This window comes from Haloarcula hispanica ATCC 33960 (assembly GCF_000223905.1).
GTDB classification, from domain to species: Archaea; Halobacteriota; Halobacteria; order Halobacteriales; family Haloarculaceae; genus Haloarcula; species Haloarcula hispanica.
Genome location: NC_015944.1, coordinates 374,510 through 396,863 on the forward strand (window position 1 = coordinate 374,510; position 22,354 = coordinate 396,863).

General features: G+C 54.0%; 16 protein-coding genes. 4 read left to right on the forward strand and 12 right to left on the reverse strand.

Going from position 1 to position 22,354, the window contains the following annotated elements:
* Positions 1-6: 6 nt before the first annotated feature.
* Entirely contained in the window at positions 7-1,266 is a 1,260-nt protein-coding gene (locus HAH_RS18950) for a hypothetical protein (RefSeq protein WP_014031320.1), read from the forward strand.
* Positions 1,267-1,309: 43 nt separating this feature from the next.
* Here HAH_RS18950 and HAH_RS18955 read toward each other — a convergent pair whose 3' ends face one another.
* The 7 genes from HAH_RS18955 to asnB all read right to left on the reverse strand — a co-directional run bounded on the left by HAH_RS18955 (position 1,310) and on the right by asnB (position 11,499).
* Positions 1,310-2,608 (reverse strand): hypothetical protein, encoded by a 1,299-nt coding sequence (locus HAH_RS18955; protein WP_014031321.1) that lies wholly within the window; start codon positions 2,606-2,608, stop codon positions 1,310-1,312.
* 70 nt (positions 2,609-2,678) lie between these two features.
* On the reverse strand, positions 2,679-3,860 hold the full coding sequence (locus HAH_RS18960) for a glycosyltransferase (RefSeq protein WP_014031322.1): 1,182 nt from the start codon (positions 3,858-3,860) through the stop codon (positions 2,679-2,681).
* Between the two features lie 76 nt (positions 3,861-3,936).
* Positions 3,937-5,133 (reverse strand): sulfatase-like hydrolase/transferase, encoded by a 1,197-nt coding sequence (locus HAH_RS18965; RefSeq protein ID WP_014031323.1) that lies wholly within the window; start codon positions 5,131-5,133, stop codon positions 3,937-3,939.
* Between the two features lie 112 nt (positions 5,134-5,245).
* On the reverse strand, positions 5,246-6,202 hold the full coding sequence (locus tag HAH_RS18970; protein ID WP_044952851.1) for a glycosyltransferase family 2 protein: 957 nt from the start codon (positions 6,200-6,202) through the stop codon (positions 5,246-5,248).
* Positions 6,203-6,262: 60 nt separating this feature from the next.
* A complete protein-coding gene (locus HAH_RS18975; RefSeq protein ID WP_014031325.1) occupies positions 6,263-8,053 on the reverse strand; it encodes a hypothetical protein in 1,791 nt (596 codons plus the stop codon).
* 235 nt (positions 8,054-8,288) lie between these two features.
* Positions 8,289-9,479, reverse strand: coding sequence for a glycosyltransferase family 4 protein (locus tag HAH_RS18980; protein WP_014031326.1), 1,191 nt, complete (start codon positions 9,477-9,479; stop codon positions 8,289-8,291).
* Between the two features lie 130 nt (positions 9,480-9,609).
* Positions 9,610-11,499 carry an asparagine synthase (glutamine-hydrolyzing) gene (gene asnB / locus HAH_RS18985; RefSeq protein ID WP_267879399.1) on the reverse strand — a complete coding sequence of 630 codons (1,890 nt, stop codon included), beginning with the start codon at positions 11,497-11,499 and terminating at the stop codon, positions 9,610-9,612.
* Between the two features lie 264 nt (positions 11,500-11,763).
* Between asnB and HAH_RS18990 the strand changes: the two genes are divergently transcribed.
* A complete protein-coding gene (locus HAH_RS18990; protein ID WP_014031328.1) occupies positions 11,764-12,933 on the forward strand; it encodes a glycosyltransferase in 1,170 nt (389 codons plus the stop codon).
* Between the two features lie 150 nt (positions 12,934-13,083).
* Here HAH_RS18990 and HAH_RS18995 read toward each other — a convergent pair whose 3' ends face one another.
* The 4 genes from HAH_RS18995 to HAH_RS19010 all read right to left on the reverse strand — a co-directional run bounded on the left by HAH_RS18995 (position 13,084) and on the right by HAH_RS19010 (position 17,822).
* Positions 13,084-13,968 carry a DUF1616 domain-containing protein gene (locus HAH_RS18995; RefSeq protein ID WP_233425880.1) on the reverse strand — a complete coding sequence of 295 codons (885 nt, stop codon included), beginning with the start codon at positions 13,966-13,968 and terminating at the stop codon, positions 13,084-13,086.
* 153 nt (positions 13,969-14,121) lie between these two features.
* On the reverse strand, positions 14,122-14,964 hold the full coding sequence (locus HAH_RS19000) for a glycosyltransferase family 2 protein (protein WP_014031330.1): 843 nt from the start codon (positions 14,962-14,964) through the stop codon (positions 14,122-14,124).
* Positions 14,965-15,298: 334 nt separating this feature from the next.
* Complete coding sequence (locus HAH_RS19005) at positions 15,299-17,140, reverse strand: COG1361 family protein (RefSeq protein ID WP_014031331.1); 1,842 nt, start codon at positions 17,138-17,140, stop codon at positions 15,299-15,301.
* 400 nt (positions 17,141-17,540) lie between these two features.
* On the reverse strand, positions 17,541-17,822 hold the full coding sequence (locus HAH_RS19010) for a winged helix-turn-helix domain-containing protein (protein WP_004515801.1): 282 nt from the start codon (positions 17,820-17,822) through the stop codon (positions 17,541-17,543).
* Positions 17,823-18,612: 790 nt separating this feature from the next.
* Here HAH_RS19010 and HAH_RS19015 point away from each other — a divergent pair.
* Positions 18,613-19,248, forward strand: a complete 636-nt coding sequence (locus tag HAH_RS19015) for a DUF7344 domain-containing protein (RefSeq protein WP_014031332.1) — start codon at positions 18,613-18,615, stop codon at positions 19,246-19,248.
* Between the two features lie 59 nt (positions 19,249-19,307).
* Here HAH_RS19015 and HAH_RS19425 read toward each other — a convergent pair whose 3' ends face one another.
* Positions 19,308-20,453 (reverse strand): alpha-D-ribose 1-methylphosphonate 5-triphosphate diphosphatase, encoded by a 1,146-nt coding sequence (locus tag HAH_RS19425; protein WP_014031333.1) that lies wholly within the window; start codon positions 20,451-20,453, stop codon positions 19,308-19,310.
* A gap of 622 nt (positions 20,454-21,075) precedes the next feature.
* On the opposite strand from HAH_RS19425, the gene gfo6 reads away from it, so the two are divergent.
* A complete protein-coding gene (gene gfo6, locus HAH_RS19020; protein ID WP_014031334.1) occupies positions 21,076-22,146 on the forward strand; it encodes a D-xylose 1-dehydrogenase Gfo6 in 1,071 nt (356 codons plus the stop codon).
* Positions 22,147-22,354 lie beyond the last annotated feature (208 nt).

Consider the following 22,354-nt stretch of genomic DNA (forward strand, 5'->3'; position numbering starts at 1 on the left):
AGAACAATGGCAGAACGATACAACACACCCGCGGAGGGCACGCTCGATTGGCACGTACCACTTAACGAAAACTTCGAAAAGCTCGACAGCCACGTCGAGCTCCGGGACGCTGAGTCCAACATCAGCCAGTACGAACCGAAGACAGGGTCGAAGTTCCTAGCGACCGATACCGGCACGGTATACATTGGCGACGGCAGCAACTGGAACCGCGTCGGGAGCCTCAGTGCGTCCGACGACTCAGTTTCCGAGGCCGACGACGGTTCGCTCATCGCACCGCCGGGCGAAGTACAGTCCGTGATCGATCAAGCGTCCAAGTCACACACATGGGCACAGGGACCGAGCCGAACTGTAAAGCTCGTCTCCGGGGAGAACTACTTCCCGTCGGATACTATCAAACTGAAACGGAACATCCGACTCGAATGTAACGGCGCTCGGATCATTCCGGAAGGTGACTTCAACGTCATCGAGATGTACCGCGGGACGCAGCTCATCGACCCGTTCATTGACACCCGATCGGTCAATTGGAATTCGACGCAGGTCGTCGTCGGCGCACCGGACGCAGACAAAATCGAACTGGCGAACCGCGCAACCGTCGAAAATGCCTATCTCTGGGGAACCCCCGGAGAGGGCATCGGACTCCAGTTCTTGGGCGGCTCGAAACCCTGCTCGATGCAGGTCGCCAGCGGAACAATACACGGATTCGATATCGCGATCGACCTCTATGCCAGCGGTGACGATTACAGCGGACAGGGCGACTGGTCGAACGGGAACCAATTCTACGGCTCACTGGAAGCCTTCCGTGTTGGCGTCAACCAGCGCTCTGAGGGCGCCGAAGTCTCCGGGAACGTCTTCAAGTTGATGGTCCAGCCTGACAACGACGTGAGCGAATGGCTCTGGTACATGGAGGACGACCCCCGATCCGAAAGCGACCGAGACGACAATATGTACCGGAAGTCTGGGAACACCATGATGGTGTATCCGTGGGACAACAACAATTATATGGACAATAATCCCTTCGCTGAGAGTAGCGACCGTAAGCCGCCGGTGTGGTATATCGGCGAGGGAATAAACTACGGTAATTCACTCGTTGACCAGTCCGGAAAGCTCGGAAACCAGTATATCGTTAACAATTCGGATTACCCAGATCGGAACGGGATTTTCACCTATCATGGTGGCGAAGTCACCGGCACCAGGCAGTTCTCACACCCGCCTGCGTACCAGCGGAATAGCGAAAGTCGTATGTGGCACGAAGACTCAAAGAACTAAGGTCTGAGCGGTCCTTAGGCGATAATAGCGTGGGAGTAACTATCTACTCCGCATTGCGCGACTGCGGGTGCCAATGTCGGCTATCGTTTCGCTGATATGCCGGATTTGTCTCAAACTCTGTTGTACCAACGACGAAGCCACCGTGTGCAGTGAAGATGCCGTTTCGGTCGGGCGTATCTGAATCGTTGAGTACGTACTGGTTTCCTCGTACTCCGCTCAGATCCACGAGTGAATTTCCGTACCGACGACCACGTCCGATAAACCAGAATGGCGCATCTCGATCACTCTCTGAATAATATGAGTTGTTCTGCTTGAATGACGATACGTCCCACGGATAAGCCATTACCGTATTGCCTTTCATCACGAATTTGTTATCACCGCGAGACTCTCGGGGGTCGTCTTTCATTTTCCAGAGCCATTCACTTACTTCTGGGTCAGGCTGAGTCTGTACGCGGACGGTATTCCCGCTCACCTCCGCACCGTCCGACCGCATACTAATCCCGATCCGGAAGTCCTGTATCCGCCCCCAGAACTGATTTCCGTTCGACCAGTCGCCTTGCGGATCGCGGTTCTCCCCGGCAGCGTAGAAATCTACTGCTCGATCAAACCCGTCGAGGGTCCCATTGGCGACCTGCATCGAGCAGGGTTTCGAGCCGCCACGGAACTGAATGCCGATACCCTTGCCTGTGTCTCCGAGGAGATACGCGTCCTTTACCCAGGCGCGGTTGGCCGTATCTAACTTCTGTGCGTCTTCGGGACCAATAACAATCTGTGTCGAACTCCAGTTTTTGCCGCGAGTATCGACAAACGGGTCAAGCAGAACGGTATCACGGACGAGTTCGAAAACATCAAAATCGCCAGTCGGGACGACTCTAGCCCCATTACACTCCAGTCTAACACCTCTCTTGAGCCGGACAGTCTCGGATACTTCGTACGTCTCACCGGAGACCATCTTGACTGTCTGTGCAGGAGCCTGTCCGAACTCAGATCCAGTAGATGCGGTATCGATAACGTCCTGTAGTTGTCCTGGTTGGGCGATGAACGTTCCGTCACTCATTACCGTGGCTCTCTCACTGGTCTCACCAAGCGAGACGGAACGTGCGCGGCCTGCCGTGCTTCCGAACTCCAGCCACTCTTCTCCGTTTCCCATAAAGATACGTCGCGAATCTGTCGCGAGGAACTTGGCCCCCTCTTTTGGTTGATACTGATCCAGATTTTCGGCAGCATCCTTGATCTCGACCTCAGTATCGATACGAGAGAAATTCTCGTTCAACGGGATATGCCAATCCTGTGTTCCGCGATCCGGACGCTGGTAGCTATGATTCGGCGTCTCTTCAGCCATATCTGTCAATTTACACAAACCAAGTAAAATATACTGTTGTTACTCTCTCGGTAAGCTTGCGGGGGAGCCGTTACCCGGTCAGCGGCTGTACGTAGGGGGTCTCTTCGGGCTCTGTCTCGATTTCCTGATACAATCGCTCGAACCCGTCCACCATCGATTCGATCGTAAACTCGCTTGCCGCCCGCTGTCCTGCGGCGGTTCCAAGCGTTTCAGCGAGTGGCTGGTGCTGATGTAGACGGATGGTGGCCCACGCAATTTCGTCGGGTGCCTGCACGTCGACGAACAACCCCGTCCGGTAATTCTCCAACAGATCGCTAGTACCATCCACAGGTGTCGCGACGATCGGAAGCTCCGCGGCCATCGCTTCGATCACTGCACCTGGGAGCCCCTCGTAATGAGATGGGAAGGCGAAGACATCCATCGCACCGAGAAGCGCTGGGACATCCTGTCGCGTTCCGAGGAAATGAACCGAATCAGCACATCCGAGTGAGTCGACCCGTTCCGTCAGCCGCTCCCGATCGGCACCATCACCGACGAATACGAGATGTGCATCGGGTATCTCGGAGACGATAGTCGGCCACGCATCGAGCAGATCGAAGTGGCCTTTCCGCTCGACGAGACGACCGACGGTGCCGACTACAGTGGCCCCCGTCGGGATGTCTAGCTCTGATCGCAGCTCCGCCGAGTCTGTCGTTCGGTACTGTTCGATGTTCCGGCCATTGTAGACCACCGCCACGTTTTCTTCCTCTGCACCGCGTTTAACAGCGTAGTCCCGGCCCGCTGTGGAGTTCGAAACGATCACATCCGAGAGTGAGATCGTCATCCGATCGATAACGCGGCGTACGAACGGTTCCTCGTTAGGTACTTCACGAATGCCGGTAATAATGGTTGCAGAACAGAACACGCCGGCAAGCCTGGCAATTACGTTGTCGTAAAAAAGGAACGACTGTATGAGATCGGGCTGTTCACGGCGGGCGGTAAGACAGAACTTGAGCGGGGCGAGCAGATAGACGAGCGGGCTTTCGACGCCCTCTATCGCCCCGTTCGCAACACGACCAGCGTCCGTAAGCGACCGAACGGTGACCTCCGGTGAGAGTTCTGTTTCGAGCGGGTTCGTAGAGAATATTGTCCAGATGGTGACGTCGTACTCCTCGCCGTTGACTTCGTTCGCCAGGTCGATGAGTGTGCGCTCGGCACCACCGACGACAAGTGCACCGATAAAGTACCAGAGAGTCTTCCGCTCCGCTGTCATTCTTGAATCACTCCATAGGGCTGTCTGCTATTTGTAAGATGAGGTGTGGACTCCGTGATCACGGGAACGGTCATGCTCAAAGGTAACCCATGTTTTCGAGCTGTTCTGTCGTCTCCTCGTCGATGTCGCGTACTGTCTCCTCACTCTCCCCGGAGAGGATATCCGCAATCTCCGCCCGCGCTTCGTCCTCAGTAAACTGCGGGGCCCCATACGCCTGATGTCCCGGCAGGAACCGACAGTATGAATCTCGAAGCTTCCTGTTGTGCAAGACCTGTCGACCGAAGGGCTTCTGCAGTAGCAACGCCAGAAAGACAATCGATGATGTCGTTTTGTGTCCGTCCACGAACGTGTGGCCACCGTGTTCGTCCCAGAGGCTCCTGATTGTCCGCTCAAACCCGCCAGTGAGACTGACGAACGTCTCGGCGGGTCCCGGTAACGAGCCGTATCGAATGTGGTTCAGGTGCGTATAGCCGGTCGCCCGACCCTCTCCCTCTGCGTTCCCATCCACCCTACCGAAATCAGGTCGCGAGGACATCGCACTGGCGACCGTCGGTAAGATGTCCACATGGTGTAAGAGCCCGTTCTCGCCGGAGGAGTCCAGCTCCGGATGAATGAACGACGTCGGAACGTATACGACCTCAGGCGTCGCGAGGTGTGTGTGTCCGAAGTACCCGTACTCTCCGAGGACCTCACCGTGGTCACTGGTATAGATGACGAGGGTATCTTCCCGAAGGCCTCTGCGTTCAAGCGTTTGGAGGACGCGCTTGAACTCTTCGAACGAGCGGTCTACACCATTGTAGTAGTCTTTTCTCGCCGTTTCCGGGTCCGACGATACGCGCCAGAGATATTCGAGAGCGGTCTCGTTGCGATATTCGTAGTCGTCCCAGTCGAATCCGTCGTACGGCGCGTGGCCACCGGGCCGGCGCGCAACGTGGACGAATGGTGGCTCGACATCGTCAATCGGTTTCCGTGGGGGATTAGCAAACATCTCCGCAATACTGTGGTTCATGCCGCCCTGAGCAGCTATCGAAACCTCGTGACTCTCAATATCGAATACTGAGCGGACGTTCGCAGGGACAGAATGCTTGAAGCTGTGGATGTTGCTGTTCGGTGGTAACAGCCCGGTCAACAAACTCCCGAACGACGTGGGCGTGTGTGTTGATGCTGCAATCGTCTTGTGGGTCTGCCCGAGTTCCGCGAGATCATCGTTAATTGCGTTATATCTGACAGCGTCGTCAACGTATATGAGGACGTTCTCTACGTCGATCTCCATGCTACCAGAGGGTGGCTACTACAACAATATAGTAAAGACACACCTACGAGGTATGAAACAGCACATAAAAAACAGTACCCGGTGACGGGACGGGATATCTACCGAAAACATCTCATTTCGTAATTGTTTCAGTTTTAATCGAGTTGAGGGTCTTCATGGCGTTTTTCGCCGGCTTGTAGCTAAATCTGCCCCCAAGCGCAGCGAGTGCAAACAGCCACCTGTCGGTTCGAAACGGCCAATAATACACTGACTTAAGTAGTTGCGTTCTCGCATCAGAGTATGCTTTGGAACGTAACGCTTCTTGTCCAAGAATGAACAGCAGTGACGCGAGGAAGGCCCGTTCGTACCGACGTCCGTACCCTGCAGCGAGTTCTCGGTGTTTCTCTACCATTAATGGGTAGGAGATATCCCGCTTCTCAGCGTAGTTATTGCTGATTCGGTCCGCTCCCTCGGGACAGTTCCGATATGTCAGTACTTCGGGGATCACGCGAAACTCGCTATGTAGCGAGAGTCGTATCAGCCACTCTCTATCTTGCCAGCTGGGAAACCGGTCGTCAGGGAGCCCGGCCTGTGGGATGATATCAGCCGAAACCATCAGTGTCGAGAATTCACCGAACGACTCCCCCAGAAGGAGGTCTTTGGTAACATCCCCTTCCGCCGTGAAGATAACGTCCCGTGTGTAGTCCCCGTAATCGTACTCACAGCCGGTGTAGACTACGCCGACGCTGTCAGCGCTCTCTGCCATCTCAGTAACCTGTCGAGCAATCTTTTCGGAGTCCCAGGCGTCGTCGTCATCTAACAACGCGATGTACTCGCCTTCTGCCCGCTCAATGCCCGTGTTCCTTGCCTGGTTCGCTCCTCTGTTCTCTTGGTGACGGACACAGTTGACTTCGATACCTCGTAGCGGCTCTCCGGCAAGTGTATCGGCTGCCGGCTGCGGGGAGTGATCGTCGATGACGATGAGTTCGATGTTTGGGTACGTCTGCTCTGCGACACTCCGTGCTGCACTCCGAAGTCTGTCCGGTCGTTTGTATGTCGGGAGGACAACGCTGACGAGCGGATTTGGCATATGGCTGGTGGTGGTTTGCGGCATCTAAAGTTAGTGTCTGGCTATGCGTGGCTCTGCTGGCTAATTTTGGGGCGCTACGGACCACCCAGTGAACCCACCGTTGGTATAAACCTTGTTTGCCGTTGGATCATTGTGCATTCTCGTCAGACTGTCTTCACCGTATCGGAATAGATATTCCTGTTGGTCTTTTGTATAATAGGAGGCAGTGTGCTGTTTGACATCGTGTGTCTTCGTGACAACGTAACTTCGGCCAAACGTATCAGAGGCGATAACATCCTGGCTGAAATAGCCGAGGTTCCGAGGCAAGTTATTGTTCATACCGAAACTCTGTGGGTAGTAGCGGGGATGGTTTGTGCCTAAGACGAACGCTTCCATCTTATGTGACGTATCCATTGCATGGATCGGAACCCCTTCGTCAATATTCGCTGCCATGAATTGAGACCCATCGTACTCTGCGTAGGTCATGTGACGGTTTGGCTCGTAGGCAGCACTTGCAGCGAGACAGGCACCTAGGAGTACGAGTACGGTCAAAGCAACGGTGGTTACCGAGTTGCGCTTGGTGGCGCTATGGATGAGTGCCATCCCCACGAGGACTGCAGCGAACAGGAGTGCGTATCTGTTTACTCTTATTATGCCTTTCACGATGAGATTGCTAAGGAGGAAGATCGCTGCGATACCCAGTCCTGCAACGAAGTGAACCGAACCGAAGCCCCAGTCGTACCGCATCCGTTCGGAGAGAAACCAGTATAGGGTCAAAAGGACGAACGTCCCGGCGATAGTGAAGTAAATTGTGGTCGAGCCGTACAGAGTGATGAATTTCTCGGCGAGCTGTAGAGGTGAAAACTGGACTGAGCCGGCTCGCTGTACCTCTCTGGCTGCTGGGTTCATATCATCCTGTGCCGCAACGACTTTTATTATGGCCTGGCGTGTCTGACCGAAATTGGTGAGCCAGGCGAATAGGAGCGGAAGAAAGGCCACACCAAGCCGCGGACTGAGTTGCGGAGTGGACGATAGGGAAAGCCGTCCGAACAGCCCGGAATACACCGAGGTTAACAGTAATATACCTAGCATAAACAGGGTTGTCATCGGGTGTGAGTAGATGATGAACAGGCCAACCAGGAGAATCAAGAGCAGGTACTCGTTGTCGTTACTCCGTCGGTACAGTTCTGTGAGCGTGAGCAGGACCGGAACGACCATGAATGAGTTCATCGCCGGGTGGTTTGAGAGATGGAAGGTCGTATAAATGAGAGTGCTACCGGCTGCTAATCCGGCCGCGAGACTTCCCCGTTTACCCGAGAGCGTCTTCACAAGGACTCCGATTCCGATTATCTGAAGCGTCGTAAACAACAACGCTACCAAGTATGGCATCGCGTCAATCGGGACACCTAGCATCGCCATCTCGGCCATCAGCACATGTTCACCTGGATACCAGATTCCGGGAAGTGTTCCCGTTTCGAGAATCGCCCTAACATCGCCGAAGTGTTGCAGTGCATCTGCCGTTCCTTGTCCGTAAAACCGATAGCCGCGAGCTTTTGGGAGGAAGAAGTACAGCGCGTAGTTTGAAAGGACGAGGCCAAGACCATGTCGCCAGTACCTCGTTTGCGTAATAGCCGCTGCTATCAGCGTCAATATTCCACCGATCATGACCGAATAGAAAGTGAACCAGAACAGCTGGGACAGTCCATCTGCCAGCGAAGTTTCATATCCGGTTACCGGTTGAATGGACAGGAAGAGCGCACTCTCGAGGATAAGGATACCGGCTAGGAGTATGACCAGATATTCCTGTATGTCACGGTTGGCGAACTCGAAGCTGTCGAACGACTCCCGGTCGAGATTTGTCTCGTGACTCATTTATTACCCTTCTGGCTCGCGATGCAGTGTGAGGTCCACGTCTTTCCCTGCCTTGCATACGGTAGATATTAAGTAATCAGCGACTAACGCGCAGTGGATACACGCCCTCACCAAAGTCAGGCCTCGACCAGCTTCAATAGACCACCTGAACCGCAATATCGATTGGGCCACGAAGACGCGACAGTGGTATGGAACTGTGCAACCGGAATCAGTCGAGGCTCGATTCGCCATTCGTTCAGATCTCGTCCTTGACCACAGGTGTGGGACTGCTGGTCGATTCCGTCTTGTCTCGAATCACGGAGTCACCGATTTCAGCCACTTGGCCCAGTATTTCCGTTGTCTCTTGCACTGTCTCTTCCCAGTTGTAACGCGTCGTGACGATTGCTCGGCCGTGTTTTCCCAGTTCTGAGAGGCCGCGCTGATCGCTGAGCAAATCAGAAATCGCCGTCGCGAATCCCTCGACGTTGCCAACTTGGACTGTCTCTCCCGTTTGGTTGACTATTTTCGAGGTCTGTTCGAGATCGCTGGCAACAACTGGTGTTTCACAGGCTAAAGCTTCGATAACTGTCCGTGGAAAGCCTTCAGTCCGACTCGGAAGGACGAACAGGTCCGCTGCTCTGAACACCGAGGGCATTTTCTGATAGGGGACCCGCCCCAGGAATTCTACAGCATCTGTAAGTCCCTCGTCAGCGACCGTCGATTCGAGACTGTCTCGAAGCGGGCCGTCGCCACAGAAGAACAGCGATGCGTCCGGACAGCGCTCTCGTACCGTATCGAATGCAGCTAACACGTCCTGAGGTCGCTTTCCGTCGACTAAGCGGCCGACAAACACGATTGCCTGGCCGCCCTGGCTCGCGATATCGGGATGGGTCTGTCCAGCAGGGGAGAAGCGGTTGGTATCGATCCCGTTGTTTACAACCGCGATGTCAGCGTCGACACCGAGGTCACGAAGTTTGGATTGCTCGACATCGGTGTAGCAAAGCGTGACGTCGGCCGAGTCATACGTCCACTTACCCAGCGTACGAAGGTGTGCACGCGAGAACCAGAACGGACCTCGTTGTGAGTTGAGGCCGTGACATGTGATTGCAATCGGGATGTTGGCCATTCGGCAGTACAGCGCGGCCACGTTACTCGAGAAGAACAGGTGAGAGTGGGTGTGAACCACGTCGAAGTCTTCCAGACCACGTAGATCACCGACGGTGTTGGCGAAGATCTGATTCCCGAGGAGCTCTAGCTTCGGCGGTTGTTTGATCAACGTATACCCGTCTTGATCGGTAACCTCTCGCTCTTCCACCTCTTCCGAGACAGTCAAGACGGTGACCTCGTGCCCCATCGCAGCCTGATCACGGCTCAGAGCATGTATGTGATATGGCGCACCACCGACAGTTTCAGGGAAGATGTCTTGGGCGACCCGGAGTATGTGCATTTATTTCGCCCGACTCTTACAGGTAGAGGGGTATAGTTAATAGTCCGATTTTTTGAGTAATAGGCCTCTATAGCCAGTACAAGACACCAGATGGTGGTATGTAGTCACACTAAATCCTGCTACCGTATTCCTATTCGAGGACCCCCTGCTCTTGCATACGCACAGCCCAGTGCTTGAAGACGTAGACGGTCCAGAGGAACCGCGAGTGATCGTGGTTTCCATCGAGGTGTTCATCGAATAGTTCTAAAATCGCCGCGGTATCGAGAATCCCCAGATCAGTAGCACGGACCATCGAGACGAACTCGTCAGCAAACTCGTGTTTAAACCACTCACCGATCGGCATATCGAACCCGTGTTTGTTTCGCTGTAAGATAGACTCCGGCAGTACATCATCGAAGGCTCGTTTCAGCACACGTTTTCGATCGCGGCCAGTTAGTTTGTGGTCTGTTGGGAGACTGAGTGCGTACTCAACGACATCAGTATCGAGGAACGGAACGCGTACCTCGAGTGAGTTGTACATACTGGCCTGGTCGACTTTCGTGAGCATCTGATCTGGGAGCGATAAGCGGGTATCGACAGCCTGTATCCGTGCCAAGCTCTCTCTATCGGCCAGTTCTGGGGATATCGCGGCGTGCTGTGTCCGGAGGGCGGTCTGCCCAGCTTCGATTGGGTCAACGTTCGTCACGGACTGGATAGCTTGGTCGTCGGAGACACGCATTAAATCGAAGTGACGCTCCGGAACTGATCGTTCTCCGCTCCGATTTATGAACCACTGTCCTTTGTAAACGGCGTCGCCGACCGCAGTCCCTCGTGAGGCGGGTAGTGCATTCACAGCCGGCTCGACGGCGTATTTCCGTATCTGGGCCGGAAGCGCTCGATAGTACTTTGACAGGGACTCGACTCGGTACTTATCGTAGCCGGCGAACAGTTCGTCAGCACCGTCACCAGAGAGTGCGACCTTGACGTTATTTCTCGTGGCTCGAGACACAGCGTAACTCGGCATCAGTGCCGGGTCGGCGAAGGGCTCCCCCAATTTATTCAGTACGTCCGGTACGGACTCGCGTACGTCATTCGCTGTGAGCGTGATCTCGTGATGGTCGGTGTTGTGGAAAGACGCCACTTCTCGTGCCGCCCAGGATTCGTCGAATCGATCCTGATTGAAACCGACGGTAAACGTCTTCACGGGATCATCGAGTAACTGTGCCATCGTCCCGACGATTATCGTCGAATCGATCCCCCCGCTGAGGAACGCTCCGAGGTCAACGTCGGCCATCAGGCGTTTTTCGACCGCCGATTCGACGAGCGAGCGTAGGTGAGAGGCAGCGGTATCAATGTCGGGATCACGAGGCGTGATCGATGGCTCGTGGTATTTGTCGCGGTCGATACCGTCGTCCGATATGAGTATCCGCTCGCCGGGTCTGACCTTCGAGACGTTACGGAAGGCCGTTTTCGGTGCCGGAATATATCCGAATGCGAAGTACTGAGCCAGTGCGTCCCGATCTATGCCGCCGAGGTCAATGTCGCTCTCGAACAGCGATGGGAGCTCGGAGGCGAACGCGAGCTTGTCGTCCGTTTCGGCGAGAACGAGAGGTTTGATACCCATCGGGTCACGGGCCAGTAACAGACGTTCTCGCTCACTGTCCCACAGAGCGAACGCGAACATTCCGTCGAGTTCGTCGACGAAACTTGGACCTTCTTCCTCATAGAGATGGACCAGTACTTCGGTGTCGGTTTGAGTGGTAAATCGATGTCCTGCGGACGTGAGTCGTTCCTTGAGAGCCCCGTAATTATAGATCTCTCCGTTGAAGATGACGGTTACGGTACCGTCCTCGTTGTGGATCGGCTGTCCCCCGTTCTCGGGGTCTATAATGCTGAGCCGGCGGTGTGCAAGTCCAACACTTCCATCTCTGAAAACCCCATCGTCGTCAGGACCTCGGTGACACTGGCAGTCGTTCATACGTTCAAGAACGTCGGTTTCAGGAGAGCCAGATCGAACATACTGACCACAGATTCCACACATTGTTCGCGTAATCTACATCGATGCTCAAAATTATACCCTCCCTACACGGGCGAGTCAGACGGGCTATCTTCCGCCCAACGCTGCCTATATGGGTCTGTCAGTCCGCTGTGGAACGTCCCCGGGGCAGTTCTGTCCCTTACGCTGCCTGAATGAACAATTTAAGCTATTCGAATCGACCAAAGCATTGCAGGAAAGTCAGAAACGTGTCCCGAGAATCGGCGTAGGGTGAGTATAAACAAGCCCTTTCACACAGACTGTGAACTAATGGAAAACACTGGACCGATAGCATTCTTCGTTCCCTCTCTGACAGTCGGTGGTGCCGAGCGTGTGACAGTTTCTGTCGCGAACGGGCTCTCTAAGCGCGGATATGACGTAGACCTTGTCGTGTCGTACAACGAGGGGGATTTCCGGACCGATGTCGCCGGAAGCGTAAACGTCGTCGACCTCGGAACACAGAGGATACCAGGGATAGGAATCGGTGCAAGCGTTCCCGCTCTCGTACGATATCTGCGGCGACAATCTCCCCAGATACTCTTCTCACAGATGACGTATGCCAACGATATGCACATGATTTCGCAGATTCTATCGGGCGCTGACACTACCGCCATCTCGACGATCCACAACACGCTCGGGATGCAAGAGGAATCGAAAGAGAAACTCGTCCAGTGGCTGCAGCGTCGCCTCGCCGGTCAGTCGGACCAGTTCGTCGCCGTTTCAGAAGGTGTCGCTAAGAGCATCGTGGAACACGTCGGTGTCGACCGCGAGAAGGTGTCTGTCCTCCACAATCCGATCCCTGTCGATGAGGTCCAAGCGCGGGCAGGGAAGCCGGTGGATCATCCATGGATCGAATCGGCAAACATTGACGTCGTTCTCGGTGTCGGACGCCTGGAGAGAGCGAAGAACTTTGGATCGTTCCTCCGCGCTTTCGAACAGGTCCATGCCGCTCGACCGGACACGCGTGCGATTATTGTCGGCCGCGGGTCGAAGCGAGCCGAACTCGAAACCCTCGCGGCCGAGTTAGGTATCGACGCCGCGGTTTCGTTTCCCGGCTTTGTCGACAACCCTTACGGCTACATGGCGGGTTCGGACGTCCTCGCGATGTCTTCGGTCCACGAGGGACTGCCGACCGTGCTCATCGAGGCCCTTGCCTGCGGATGTCCGGTCGTCTCGACCGATTGTCCCAGCGGCCCGGCAGAGATCCTCAAAGATGGTGAGTACGGCCCGCTCGTCGATGTCGATGACGACGAGGGACTCGCAGCGGCCATCCGGACAACGCTCGACGAGCCACTCCCGAGCGACATACTGATCGAGCGTGCGAACGATTTCGCGCCGGCGGCTGTGATCGACCAGTACGAAGCGTTTATTCGAAGTTTCGTATCGGTGGAGACCACCGATAGTGTCGATAAACGATCCGAGCCGCTCACCCCCTCGTGACTATAGTAGCCATTGAAAATCAATGCACACCTGATCGGACGACGGCAGTGCGATCAGTGTGTACATCGTTTCAATTGTTACTATAGCTCCAGTCGATACCATCCATCAGAACTGTCCAAAACCTACTCCCAGACTCCTGTCGTTGTTAGCTCACGTTACGTCGACCCAAATGTGAGCCTCGCGGTACGCGTTCTCAGCTGTGGGTTGATCCGGCTGACTTCCCCTGTACAACAAATACGTCAACCGCAGGCGCTCGCCCTCCAGTACCGGCGTCACCGTGTGACGCTGCAGCCAGCGGTCTCCAGCCGCTGTCCGGTTGCTGTAAGTATCGAGACGTATGCGCTCGATGACCTCGCCTGTCGGCGCGGTTCTGGCCATCTGCACGACGACGACGTACTCGGTTGTCTCCATCTCGTGATTCGTGACGGTGAAGTACATCTGTTCGGGCTCGCCCAACGCGATCTGCTCCGGATACCCGCTTGCCTCCAGATCCCCTGTCTCATTCTCGGTCAGCAGCCCGAATTCTGTGTACGCTTCGCCACGCTGTGGCTGAGCCGCGACCAGCGCCACGCTGGCAAACGTCACGAGGATCGCCACACCGACAACTACGGTCCCCAGCTGGACTCCCTCCCCATCGGAACCACCGCTGGCCGCTCGTGAGTTTCCGAAGGGCATCGAGGTCTGGCTCAGGCCCGTCTGTGTCCTTTTGTAGCGCCGATACCACGCGATTCCGGTTGCCACAACAGTTACGATAGCAAGGGCAGTGACAACCGGAGTCGGGCGAATCGGCCAGGGCGTGAACTCAAGATTGACTCCGACGATAATTGCCAAACAGATACTTGCTACAACCGAGTACAGCATCCGTTCTGTGGTAATCAGCCGGTGGTGTTCATCCTCCGGGTTCCGAATTGGAAAAAGGGCCGCGACTACAGCATAGCCCGGGACGAACAGCAAGAAGGGTAACGCGATGGCCGTGAGGAGCACCCCTTCAAGAGACGACAGCGTTGCGAAGAGTACAACCGCTGTGTACCCCACGGTAACAAGCAAATCGACAGTCGCTGGCGAAGTATCCGACCACCTGCCCATAAGTTCCGCTCACGCCTACGCCATGATAAGTAAAAACTTCATAACGGTCATTGACGGTGTCGAATGTGGTGTCAAAGAACGATATCCAACCATTCGGAGTGATCACTCTGATTCTGTTCGGGAGAGATACTTTTGCTGTAACCGCCAGACGTACCCACGAAGTAACAGAATCGATAGCTTCGGAATGAACGAGCCATATCGAATCCCGCTCGACTCGTCGCCGTAGAGTGCTTCCATCGGTACGTCCTGAACAGTCATCCCATTCGCATCTAAGTGAATTAGCATATCGTTCAGAAATCCGTAGTCGTCAAACAGATCGTTCAGCGAGAGCTGGTCAAGCGCCGTCGCGGAAATCGCGGTGTATCCGTTCTGTGGGTCGCGCATTTGCCAGTGTCCGCTCGCGATCTTGGTCAGCATCGTGAGGAGCGCATTCCCGAACAGCCGCCAGTTGGACATCTGAGTACAGTGGCGTCGCGATATGAGGCGGTTGCCTTTCGCGTAATCCGCATCCCCCTCAACGACTGGGTCGAGTATCTCATCAAGGATGTTCGGGTCCATCTGGCCGTCGCCATCAAGGACTGCAACCGTATCCATGCCGCTCATAAGCGCTAGCTCGTATCCGGTTTGTACGGCAGCCCCGCGACCGCCGTTAGTCTGATGACGGACTGGGACGATCCGCTTATCGAGAAACGTCTGGCTTTCAGAGACCATTGTCCCGGCCCCGTCGGCGACAACTATTTGTTGTGCGGAGTCCCCGGTCACACTTGCGGGTTTCACCTCAGTATCCACGTATTCCTTGATTTCGGTCCATGTGCCATCTGTCGAGCAGTCGTCGATAACGAACACCTGATCGACGTACTCCGGAAGTGAGTCGATGACCTCACCGATGAACCCCTCTTCGTTGTGTGCCGGAACGACGACACCGACGGTAGAGCCTTTATACACTCTATGTCCCCCCTGTTGGTGAGTGGAGTGAGTCCGCTACGGTACGCACAGAGTTACCGAAAAGGGAGCTACTCATCCCGGGTCGGCTTTCATGCCAGACCCACGCGCCAATAGCAACCTCTGATTCAGTGATAGTCATGGTAGGTCGTAGGGCCGCTCACCGGCCACCAATAGGGCCCTCTCTGTCACCATGTTGGGCAAATCGGTCTATTGTTATTCCTTACTTTCCAGGGTTAGCGGTCATATACAGTGGACTGTCGGATCGATAAATATCTCGTTAGACCGATTCGGAAAAGCGCCCACGTACGGCGATTACTACTGTTAGAGGGAGTGGTTATTCGAATTGATCCTGATACGTCGTCCTGATGTCCGCCTGGCGACTAGCGGTTAGGTTCTCGTACGACTTCCCGTACGTGTCGTTGGCCAGTTCGTCCCAAGATTCGATTCGGTCACCGGAGTCAGTCTGGAACTGTGCATCGAAGTCCGCTTCGACCTTCTGTTGGGTTTCGATTTCTAGTCCTGTGAAATTAAACTTCTCCCCAGGTTTCACATCGGCACCGTACTCTTGCCGGGCGATTTCCTCACGCGTCCGCACCTCTACGGCTGCAAGGCCGTCCGCGAACGGTTGGCGTTCGTGAATCTCTTCGATCTGGCGCTTCGTTTCACCGCTCACCTCATCATAGTAGAGTCCGTACTTGTCCTGGGTTATTTCATCAAGCGAAGCGCGGTCACCATCAGAGACACTGGTACTTCCGCCGGAACCGCTGGACCCGCCGTCTTTTGCCCATGACGGCTTGACCGACATAGCTGTTGACGCACGCGCGTCTTTTGAGTAGACGCCATAGACGTACGTCTGCAGACTCAGTGGTTCTACGGGGTAATCCGTCGAGTCGGTTACCGTGTATTCAACCTCGAACCGAACGCGAGTCGACTCGCCGGGTGCGAGCGTGACATTTCTGTCGACTCCATAGGCTTCCGGCCGATCATCGTCATCGCTGTCGATACGATGCTGGATCGATTGAGTTCCGGTGGTTTCACCGGTGTTCGTTACGTCCGCGGAGAACACAGCCGTATCACCGACATACAGGACATTCGGTCCAGCCAAATCCGACACCTCGAAATGACTATCCTGTACCGTCATCGAGACGGTATCTATGTCGTCAGCAGTTCCAAGCGAATGGTTGTGTGTCCCGCGGCTCAAATTCGTCGTATTCACATCAATAGACACCGTTGTCGTTTCGTTGGCAGCAAGTGAAACGGTGCGCGAATAGGTAGTGTTCATGGAATCACTCCGGAGCGTGACGTTGTCGAGCCCGTCCACGTCACCAACGTTCTCGACGACTGCTGAGACATTGGCAGTTTCCCCCCTCGTTACGTTGGCCGGTGCAGTCGTATTCTGCACACGGAACGTCGCCGGTTGCTGGACGTGGAGTGTTCCGGTCGTTGTCGTGTTTTCGGTGGCGACCCTGTATTGGTATCCGCCAGGCTCCAGATCAGCAGTTCGGACCGTGGCAGTGCTCATCTGGCTCTGGCCGCCCGCAAGCGAGTGGACGCTCTCATTCAGCGTTTCAGCATCGGAGTACTGGCCGTTTTGGTCTGCATCGACAGCGATTTGCACTGTCTGGACGCCACGATATGCACCGACATTGGTCAGGTTTGCTCGGATGGAGGCGTTGGTTCCACGGACGATTGTAGCGTTTTCAGTGGTATCAGCGAGGACAAACGTAGGCGGGGTGAGGACAGCCACATTCCCAGTTGACTCCGGGGCCGATGACTCACCGACGGCAACGGCGTACGTGTATTCCCCGGGACTGATTTGATCAGGTTCGACAGCGAACGTCACGTCCGCCGGTTCTGCAGCCGAAACCTTGACTTGTTTTGTTGCTACCGTTTCAGGAGACTGTCCGTCCCTGTTCAATCGTAGCGCTACTTGTTGTGTTGTCGTTTCCGACCCCGCGTTTGTGATTTGAAGTTGCACACGCAACGGCTCATTCGGCCGAATTTCGGTCGGAGACTGCACAGTGCGTATCTCCAGTTCGTCCTCGCTCACAGTGGTCTCCGTATCGGCCGGTCCATCGGCGAAACCACCGATTCCAAGCCCTAACGTAGCACCTCCAATGAGTAACAGTCCAGCGACGCACCCAATCAGTAACTTTCCGTAGCCTATGGACAACATGCGTACGCAGGTATGTTACAAATCATTATTGTTACGGCTGCTATACCCACCGGTAGACACTCTTTGCATTCAATATCGAAAAGCGGGTTTCTACAGGTAGGTTTCAGAATGGGTAGCAGACGTTTACCACCAGACACGTTCCCCAAAGTGGAGCTTTCAGCCATAGTCGTAGTGAGTCGATACCGTTCGTCGGCGTCTCAATTATGCGACTACCGTTAGCTGAATCTATGAAAAACACACCATCTTGTGATCTAATACCGGAGTTGGTGTAATGGAATAGGTTATACGCGAGATACCCACATCAAATTACAAGTTCAATTCGAATCGAAAACAGGGAGAGAGATAGTTCTAAGTCCACGCGCTTGTGCAATTCTATCAGTTCGCGGCCGAGACGCGACAGTTACGCCATGTTCTTCCGTTCGATTGTTTCCCAAATATCGACACCCTTCTCAGTGATGTCGTACACGCGGCCTTTCTTCCGATCTTCCGAAACTAATAGGTCGACCAGTTCCGACTCACGGAGTTCCTGCAGGGCGCGCGATACGTGAGCAATGCTCATTTCCCTGTCGTCCGCAATTAACGACGGTGTCGCAGGGCCTTCTGACAACCGGCGGAGAGTCTCGACTCGATACCGTGAACTGATTACGTAGCTCACTTCGTCCCACTGATCAAAGTCTGCCATCGTATCTATTCGTATGCACGAGTGTACCAGCTACCTTCTTTGGACACAAACTCGTGTACAGTGATATTCCATGTGCCTGTGGTTAATTGTTTCGCTCGTGTCTCTTGGTCTCGCTTCGTAGCCATACACGATTCCGGTTGAGTACCCTGCATACTGAGTATGTGGTGAGTAATATCGTTCTTCCGCTCAATTCGAATAACACGCATTTCATCTACGTGTTTGGCAATCAGGCGACAACCGATCAACAACAGATACCGTGGAGATCGTAAGGCTCCAATTCCCGACGGGAACCCAGAAGGGCATCTTATCGGGGACTGCGTTCCTGCAGGGACCTCTCTGCGGTCCAGATAGCTGTTCAATTGACACTGATAAGATTGCGTTACTTGCATGACCGATAGAAACGGCCGATATACGCTACGATTTACCCTGGGCGATTTCGAGAAAGTGAGTAACGTGTAACCGTAACAGGGGGCCGTCTCAGCGTTTTTACGGGTAGTCTACGTATTTTGCGTATCTCAACACACACTGTAGCGGACATTTATTATGGATCACCGAAAATTGATTCAAAGAACGCTGTTACTCCCGGAATACCCAAACAACTACTGACTACCCCGGCGGTAATCAAAGGAAAATTATCTAATCGATTACATAACAAAGTATTAAGTGGCAAGGTGATGTTGATTTGAAATGCTGGCTGACAGCGTAACGCTCCGTCGATACAGCCGGGGGGCTGTGTGAGCACGATTCCAGACGGGTGGACGATGTCGCAGCACACAGGAAGTGGGTAAATATGGGAGTCAAAGACACCGCACAAACGAAAGCAGAACCGAATAATAAACTAAGCGACGAATCTGTCCCATCGCCAAAAGGGAAAGAAAGCAGTGCGGACCAAGCGACGTCACAGGAGCAGGACGACTCAGGTGCATCTCTAGACGTTATTTTTGAAATACTGAAAAACAGCCGCCGCAGAGAGGTCCTCCACTTTCTTCGAGAACGAGGCGAACAGGTCTCTCTTGGAGAACTCGCAGAACACGTCGCGGCCATCGAGAACGAGACCACAACTGATGCGTTGACATCAAGTGAGCGCAAGCGCGTGTATGTAGGACTGTACCAGTGCCATCTCCCGAAGATGGACGACATCGGTGTCGTCGATTTTAACCAAGACCGAGGGCATATAACCCTTACCGAGAAGGCTGACGACTTCGAAAAGTACCTCAACCGCACTGAAGGAGAGGCGGAGGGCCGACAGTGGTATCAGTATTACGCGGCCGTCACGGTGCTCGGTGCGATGGTCCTAGCCGCCTCTGTCGCCTTCTCACTTCCCGGGAGCATAGTTTTAGGTTTGTTCTCCCTGGTAGTGGGTGTTGCAGGCGCATGTTCGGTGTATCACTGGTCAGTTGAGCGCGAAGAGCTGGACAGCGAGTAGCCCGATAAGAACGGTTTGGTTCCGCGCGCAGTTTTTACACAGTACGCGTCACGAGTAGGCTATCCAGAGCGATACACTTCGTCGCCGGCAACATATGTTCGTGCTATCGATGGAACCGGGTCTGGATCGACGATAATCAGATCGGCCCTTGCTCCACACTCCAATCGGCCGCGGTCGTACAGGCCGGCAGCGGCAGCTGGTGCAGTAGAGACACGTAACACCCGGTCTTTGAGAGGGTCACCGTTTTCGATGAAAACAGAGCTAAGCAGTGATTGCGGACGAAAGTCGCTACAGAGAATGTCGACAACACCGTCTTTGATTGCCTGAGACGCATCGGGCCCGTCCCACAGACTCCCACCGCGAACCACATTCGGCGCACCCATCGCAACGGCCAAGTTTAACTCGGTTGCACGCTGCGCAACACGGTGGGAGAGCGGATACTCACTTATGTCTACCCCGATAGCAGCGGCGTTGTCCACGCTCGAAACGGTTTCATCGTCGTGTGAGGCGACTGGGATATTTCTATTGCTTGCTAGCTCTGTAATCTCTCGTGCGCGCGAGATTACTTCTGTTTCGGAGACACCATTGCGGCGTGTTTCGAGGGTCTGAAGGCTTGACTCTGAGACCCCGTCCGGAAGATTATAGCGTTGTGTAAGTGTATTTTCGCCAGCGAACTGGCCCGTTCCGGGAATGTGTGAGACAAGGGAGACGAGATCTCCCCCTGATTGGATTTCTTGCGAGACGGCGTCGACAGCCGTTTCGTTGGTGAGTTCACACCGCATATGGAGTCTGTTATCGACCCTGGCGCCGGTTTCGCAGTTGAAATCCCGGATATGCTCGGCCAAGCGACGGGCTAATTCGATACTCCGGTTATTATCTGGGACGTCTTCGAACGCAATGGCATGATACTTTGTCGTAACTCCCGCGCTGGCATTGGCAATATCACATCGGTCCAGAGCGACAGTCGTGTTGACGCGCTCACCAGCTCTCGGAAAGAGGTGCCGTTCGATATCATCACCGTGAAGATCAACCAATCCAGGTAGGACATACTTCCCCGTCGCATCAATGTCCGGGGAGTCATGAGATTCTGCTTCCACCGAGACTATTTTTCCATCAGAGAATACTATTGTCCCGTTCTCAATTTCGCTGGTCGGCGTAACAACAGTTCCTCCCGAGATTAATGTTCGATTTGCATTATTTTTCATTCAGCTTGGCACCCTGTAAGATTTTCCAATGTGTTTACAATCTACTTCCCAAAACATGAATATGCGCTTACTACGGCTATGCTACAGTCGGATATAGAGTACATATTTATGTGTAATTGACAGCCGTAGCTGTTGTGCTTAATGAGATAATGGGAGACGAGGCCGTCAATCGTCACTATCAGTTGCTAAAGACGGACCTAGAACACTCCAACAATTCTCAGGGTTTGAATAGAGCCCCAATCCAGGGGATTTAAACCTTCACAGTGTTTCAAATAGTACATACAAATATCAGCCTAACTTAATTTCTGAGTTATGATTATATAATACCTTCATAGAGTGGACAATTTGCGGGTAATTCTGGCGGATTCATATCCATTAGGATACACCTACCCACATAATACCGTATTAACTGTTTGAACGAGTGCGTTTGAGCAGTAATATCTTTCTATTTTTTCCATAGTGAGAAAGAGTAGAATAGCAATAGCTGAAGAAGAGAGCCAGTAGTAACAAGATTACAGCATAGTACAGTGACATACTCCGGCGACGTCACCCCACCCACCAGCATGGTGTTTGCGTGTTCAGAAACCGAAGTTTTTAGCGTCAAGGTTTAAAACATATTTGTATGAAAGACTGGATTGATACGTATAACGAGCGTGACTGGCAAACCACCACGGACGGAACGGTTCGATACGCGCTGTTAGGACTTGGCTGGTGGACAATCGACCTAGCACTTCCCGCGATTCAGGACTCTGATCTGGGTGAAGTTACAACGCTCGTCAGCAGTTCTTCGGAGAAAGCGAAACGTCTCGCCGACGAGAACGGTGTGGACCACGGGATCAGTTACGAGGAGTTCCACGACGGGGATGCAGCCGACAGGTTTGATGCCATCTACATCGGGACACCGAACGCCTTGCATCTGGAATACGCCGAGACAGCCGCAGAGTTAGACAAAGCGATCCTGTGCGAGAAACCGATGGAGGCAACAGTCGAACGGGCCCAGAAAATGGTTGAGGTCTGTGCGGACGCCGCTGTGCCGTTGATGATTGCCTACCGAATGCAGACTGACCCCGCTGTTAGGCGTGCAAAAGAACTCATCGAAGACGGATTCATCGGCGAGCCAGTATCCGTATACGGAAACAATAGTCAGCCGTTGCTTGAGATGAATCCGGACACGGACCAGTGGCGGCTCGATCCGGAACTCTCAGGTTATGGCACCTCAGTGATGGATTTGGGGATTTACTCGATCAACACGACTCGGTTTCTGCTCGACAGGGAACCACTGGCAGTGCAGTCACAGATGGATTCTCATGGGGAGGCCTTCGTCGACGTGCCTGATGAGCGCTCCGGGGCATTGCTGGCGCTGGAAGACGGTATCAAAATGGTCACGACTGATAGCCAGAACGCCCACAGTGATACGCAACTGAAAATAACTGGGACGGACGGACAGATCGAACTCCGTCCAGCGTTCCATGGGAAAGCAAAACTCCACCTGTCCCGAAACGAGACGACAGTAACTGTCGAACACGAGAGTTTTGACGCGGAGGACGAAATGCGGGAGGAGTTCGATTACTTCGCTGACCGTGTTTTGACTGGTACTGACATTGGCCCGGACGGCCGCCACGGCCTCCAGGATATGCGAATCATCCGGGCAATTCACAAAGCCGCGGAGAGCGGCGACGTCGTCAAATTGTAACTGATTCGTTCGAATTTAGCTGGCCCCATCGCTGTCAGATTGTCTTAGATTTATTCATGTGACGATCACGGCTATCGCGTTATCCCAGTCAAAACGGAGTACAGCGTGATCGCAGTATAATACTCAAGATCAGTGAACAGAAGCGACCCTGACATTGGTTTTACACTCACTGTATTGGGTGATCAATGATCAACGGCGGCAAATGCTA

Excerpts from the sequence above, each read along its gene's own strand:
- HAH_RS18950 (WP_014031320.1), top strand. The coding sequence starts at position 7 with ATGGCAGAACGATACAACACACCCGCGGAGGGCACGCTCGATTGGCAC.
- HAH_RS18955 (WP_014031321.1), bottom strand. The coding sequence starts at position 2,608 with ATGGCTGAAGAGACGCCGAATCATAGCTACCAGCGTCCGGATCGCGGA.
- HAH_RS18960 (WP_014031322.1), bottom strand. The coding sequence starts at position 3,860 with ATGACAGCGGAGCGGAAGACTCTCTGGTACTTTATCGGTGCACTTGTC.
- HAH_RS18965 (WP_014031323.1), bottom strand. The coding sequence starts at position 5,133 with ATGGAGATCGACGTAGAGAACGTCCTCATATACGTTGACGACGCTGTC.
- HAH_RS18970 (WP_044952851.1), bottom strand. The coding sequence starts at position 6,202 with ATGCCAAATCCGCTCGTCAGCGTTGTCCTCCCGACATACAAACGACCG.
- HAH_RS18975 (WP_014031325.1), bottom strand. The coding sequence starts at position 8,053 with ATGAGTCACGAGACAAATCTCGACCGGGAGTCGTTCGACAGCTTCGAG.
- HAH_RS18980 (WP_014031326.1), bottom strand. The coding sequence starts at position 9,479 with ATGCACATACTCCGGGTCGCCCAAGACATCTTCCCTGAAACTGTCGGT.
- asnB (WP_267879399.1), bottom strand. The coding sequence starts at position 11,499 with ATGTGTGGAATCTGTGGTCAGTATGTTCGATCTGGCTCTCCTGAAACC.
- HAH_RS18990 (WP_014031328.1), top strand. The coding sequence starts at position 11,764 with ATGGAAAACACTGGACCGATAGCATTCTTCGTTCCCTCTCTGACAGTC.
- HAH_RS19005 (WP_014031331.1), bottom strand. The coding sequence starts at position 17,140 with ATGTTGTCCATAGGCTACGGAAAGTTACTGATTGGGTGCGTCGCTGGA.
- HAH_RS19010 (WP_004515801.1), bottom strand. The coding sequence starts at position 17,822 with ATGGCAGACTTTGATCAGTGGGACGAAGTGAGCTACGTAATCAGTTCA.
- HAH_RS19015 (WP_014031332.1), top strand. The coding sequence starts at position 18,613 with ATGGGAGTCAAAGACACCGCACAAACGAAAGCAGAACCGAATAATAAA.
- HAH_RS19425 (WP_014031333.1), bottom strand. The coding sequence starts at position 20,453 with ATGAAAAATAATGCAAATCGAACATTAATCTCGGGAGGAACTGTTGTT.
- gfo6 (WP_014031334.1), top strand. The coding sequence starts at position 21,076 with ATGAAAGACTGGATTGATACGTATAACGAGCGTGACTGGCAAACCACC.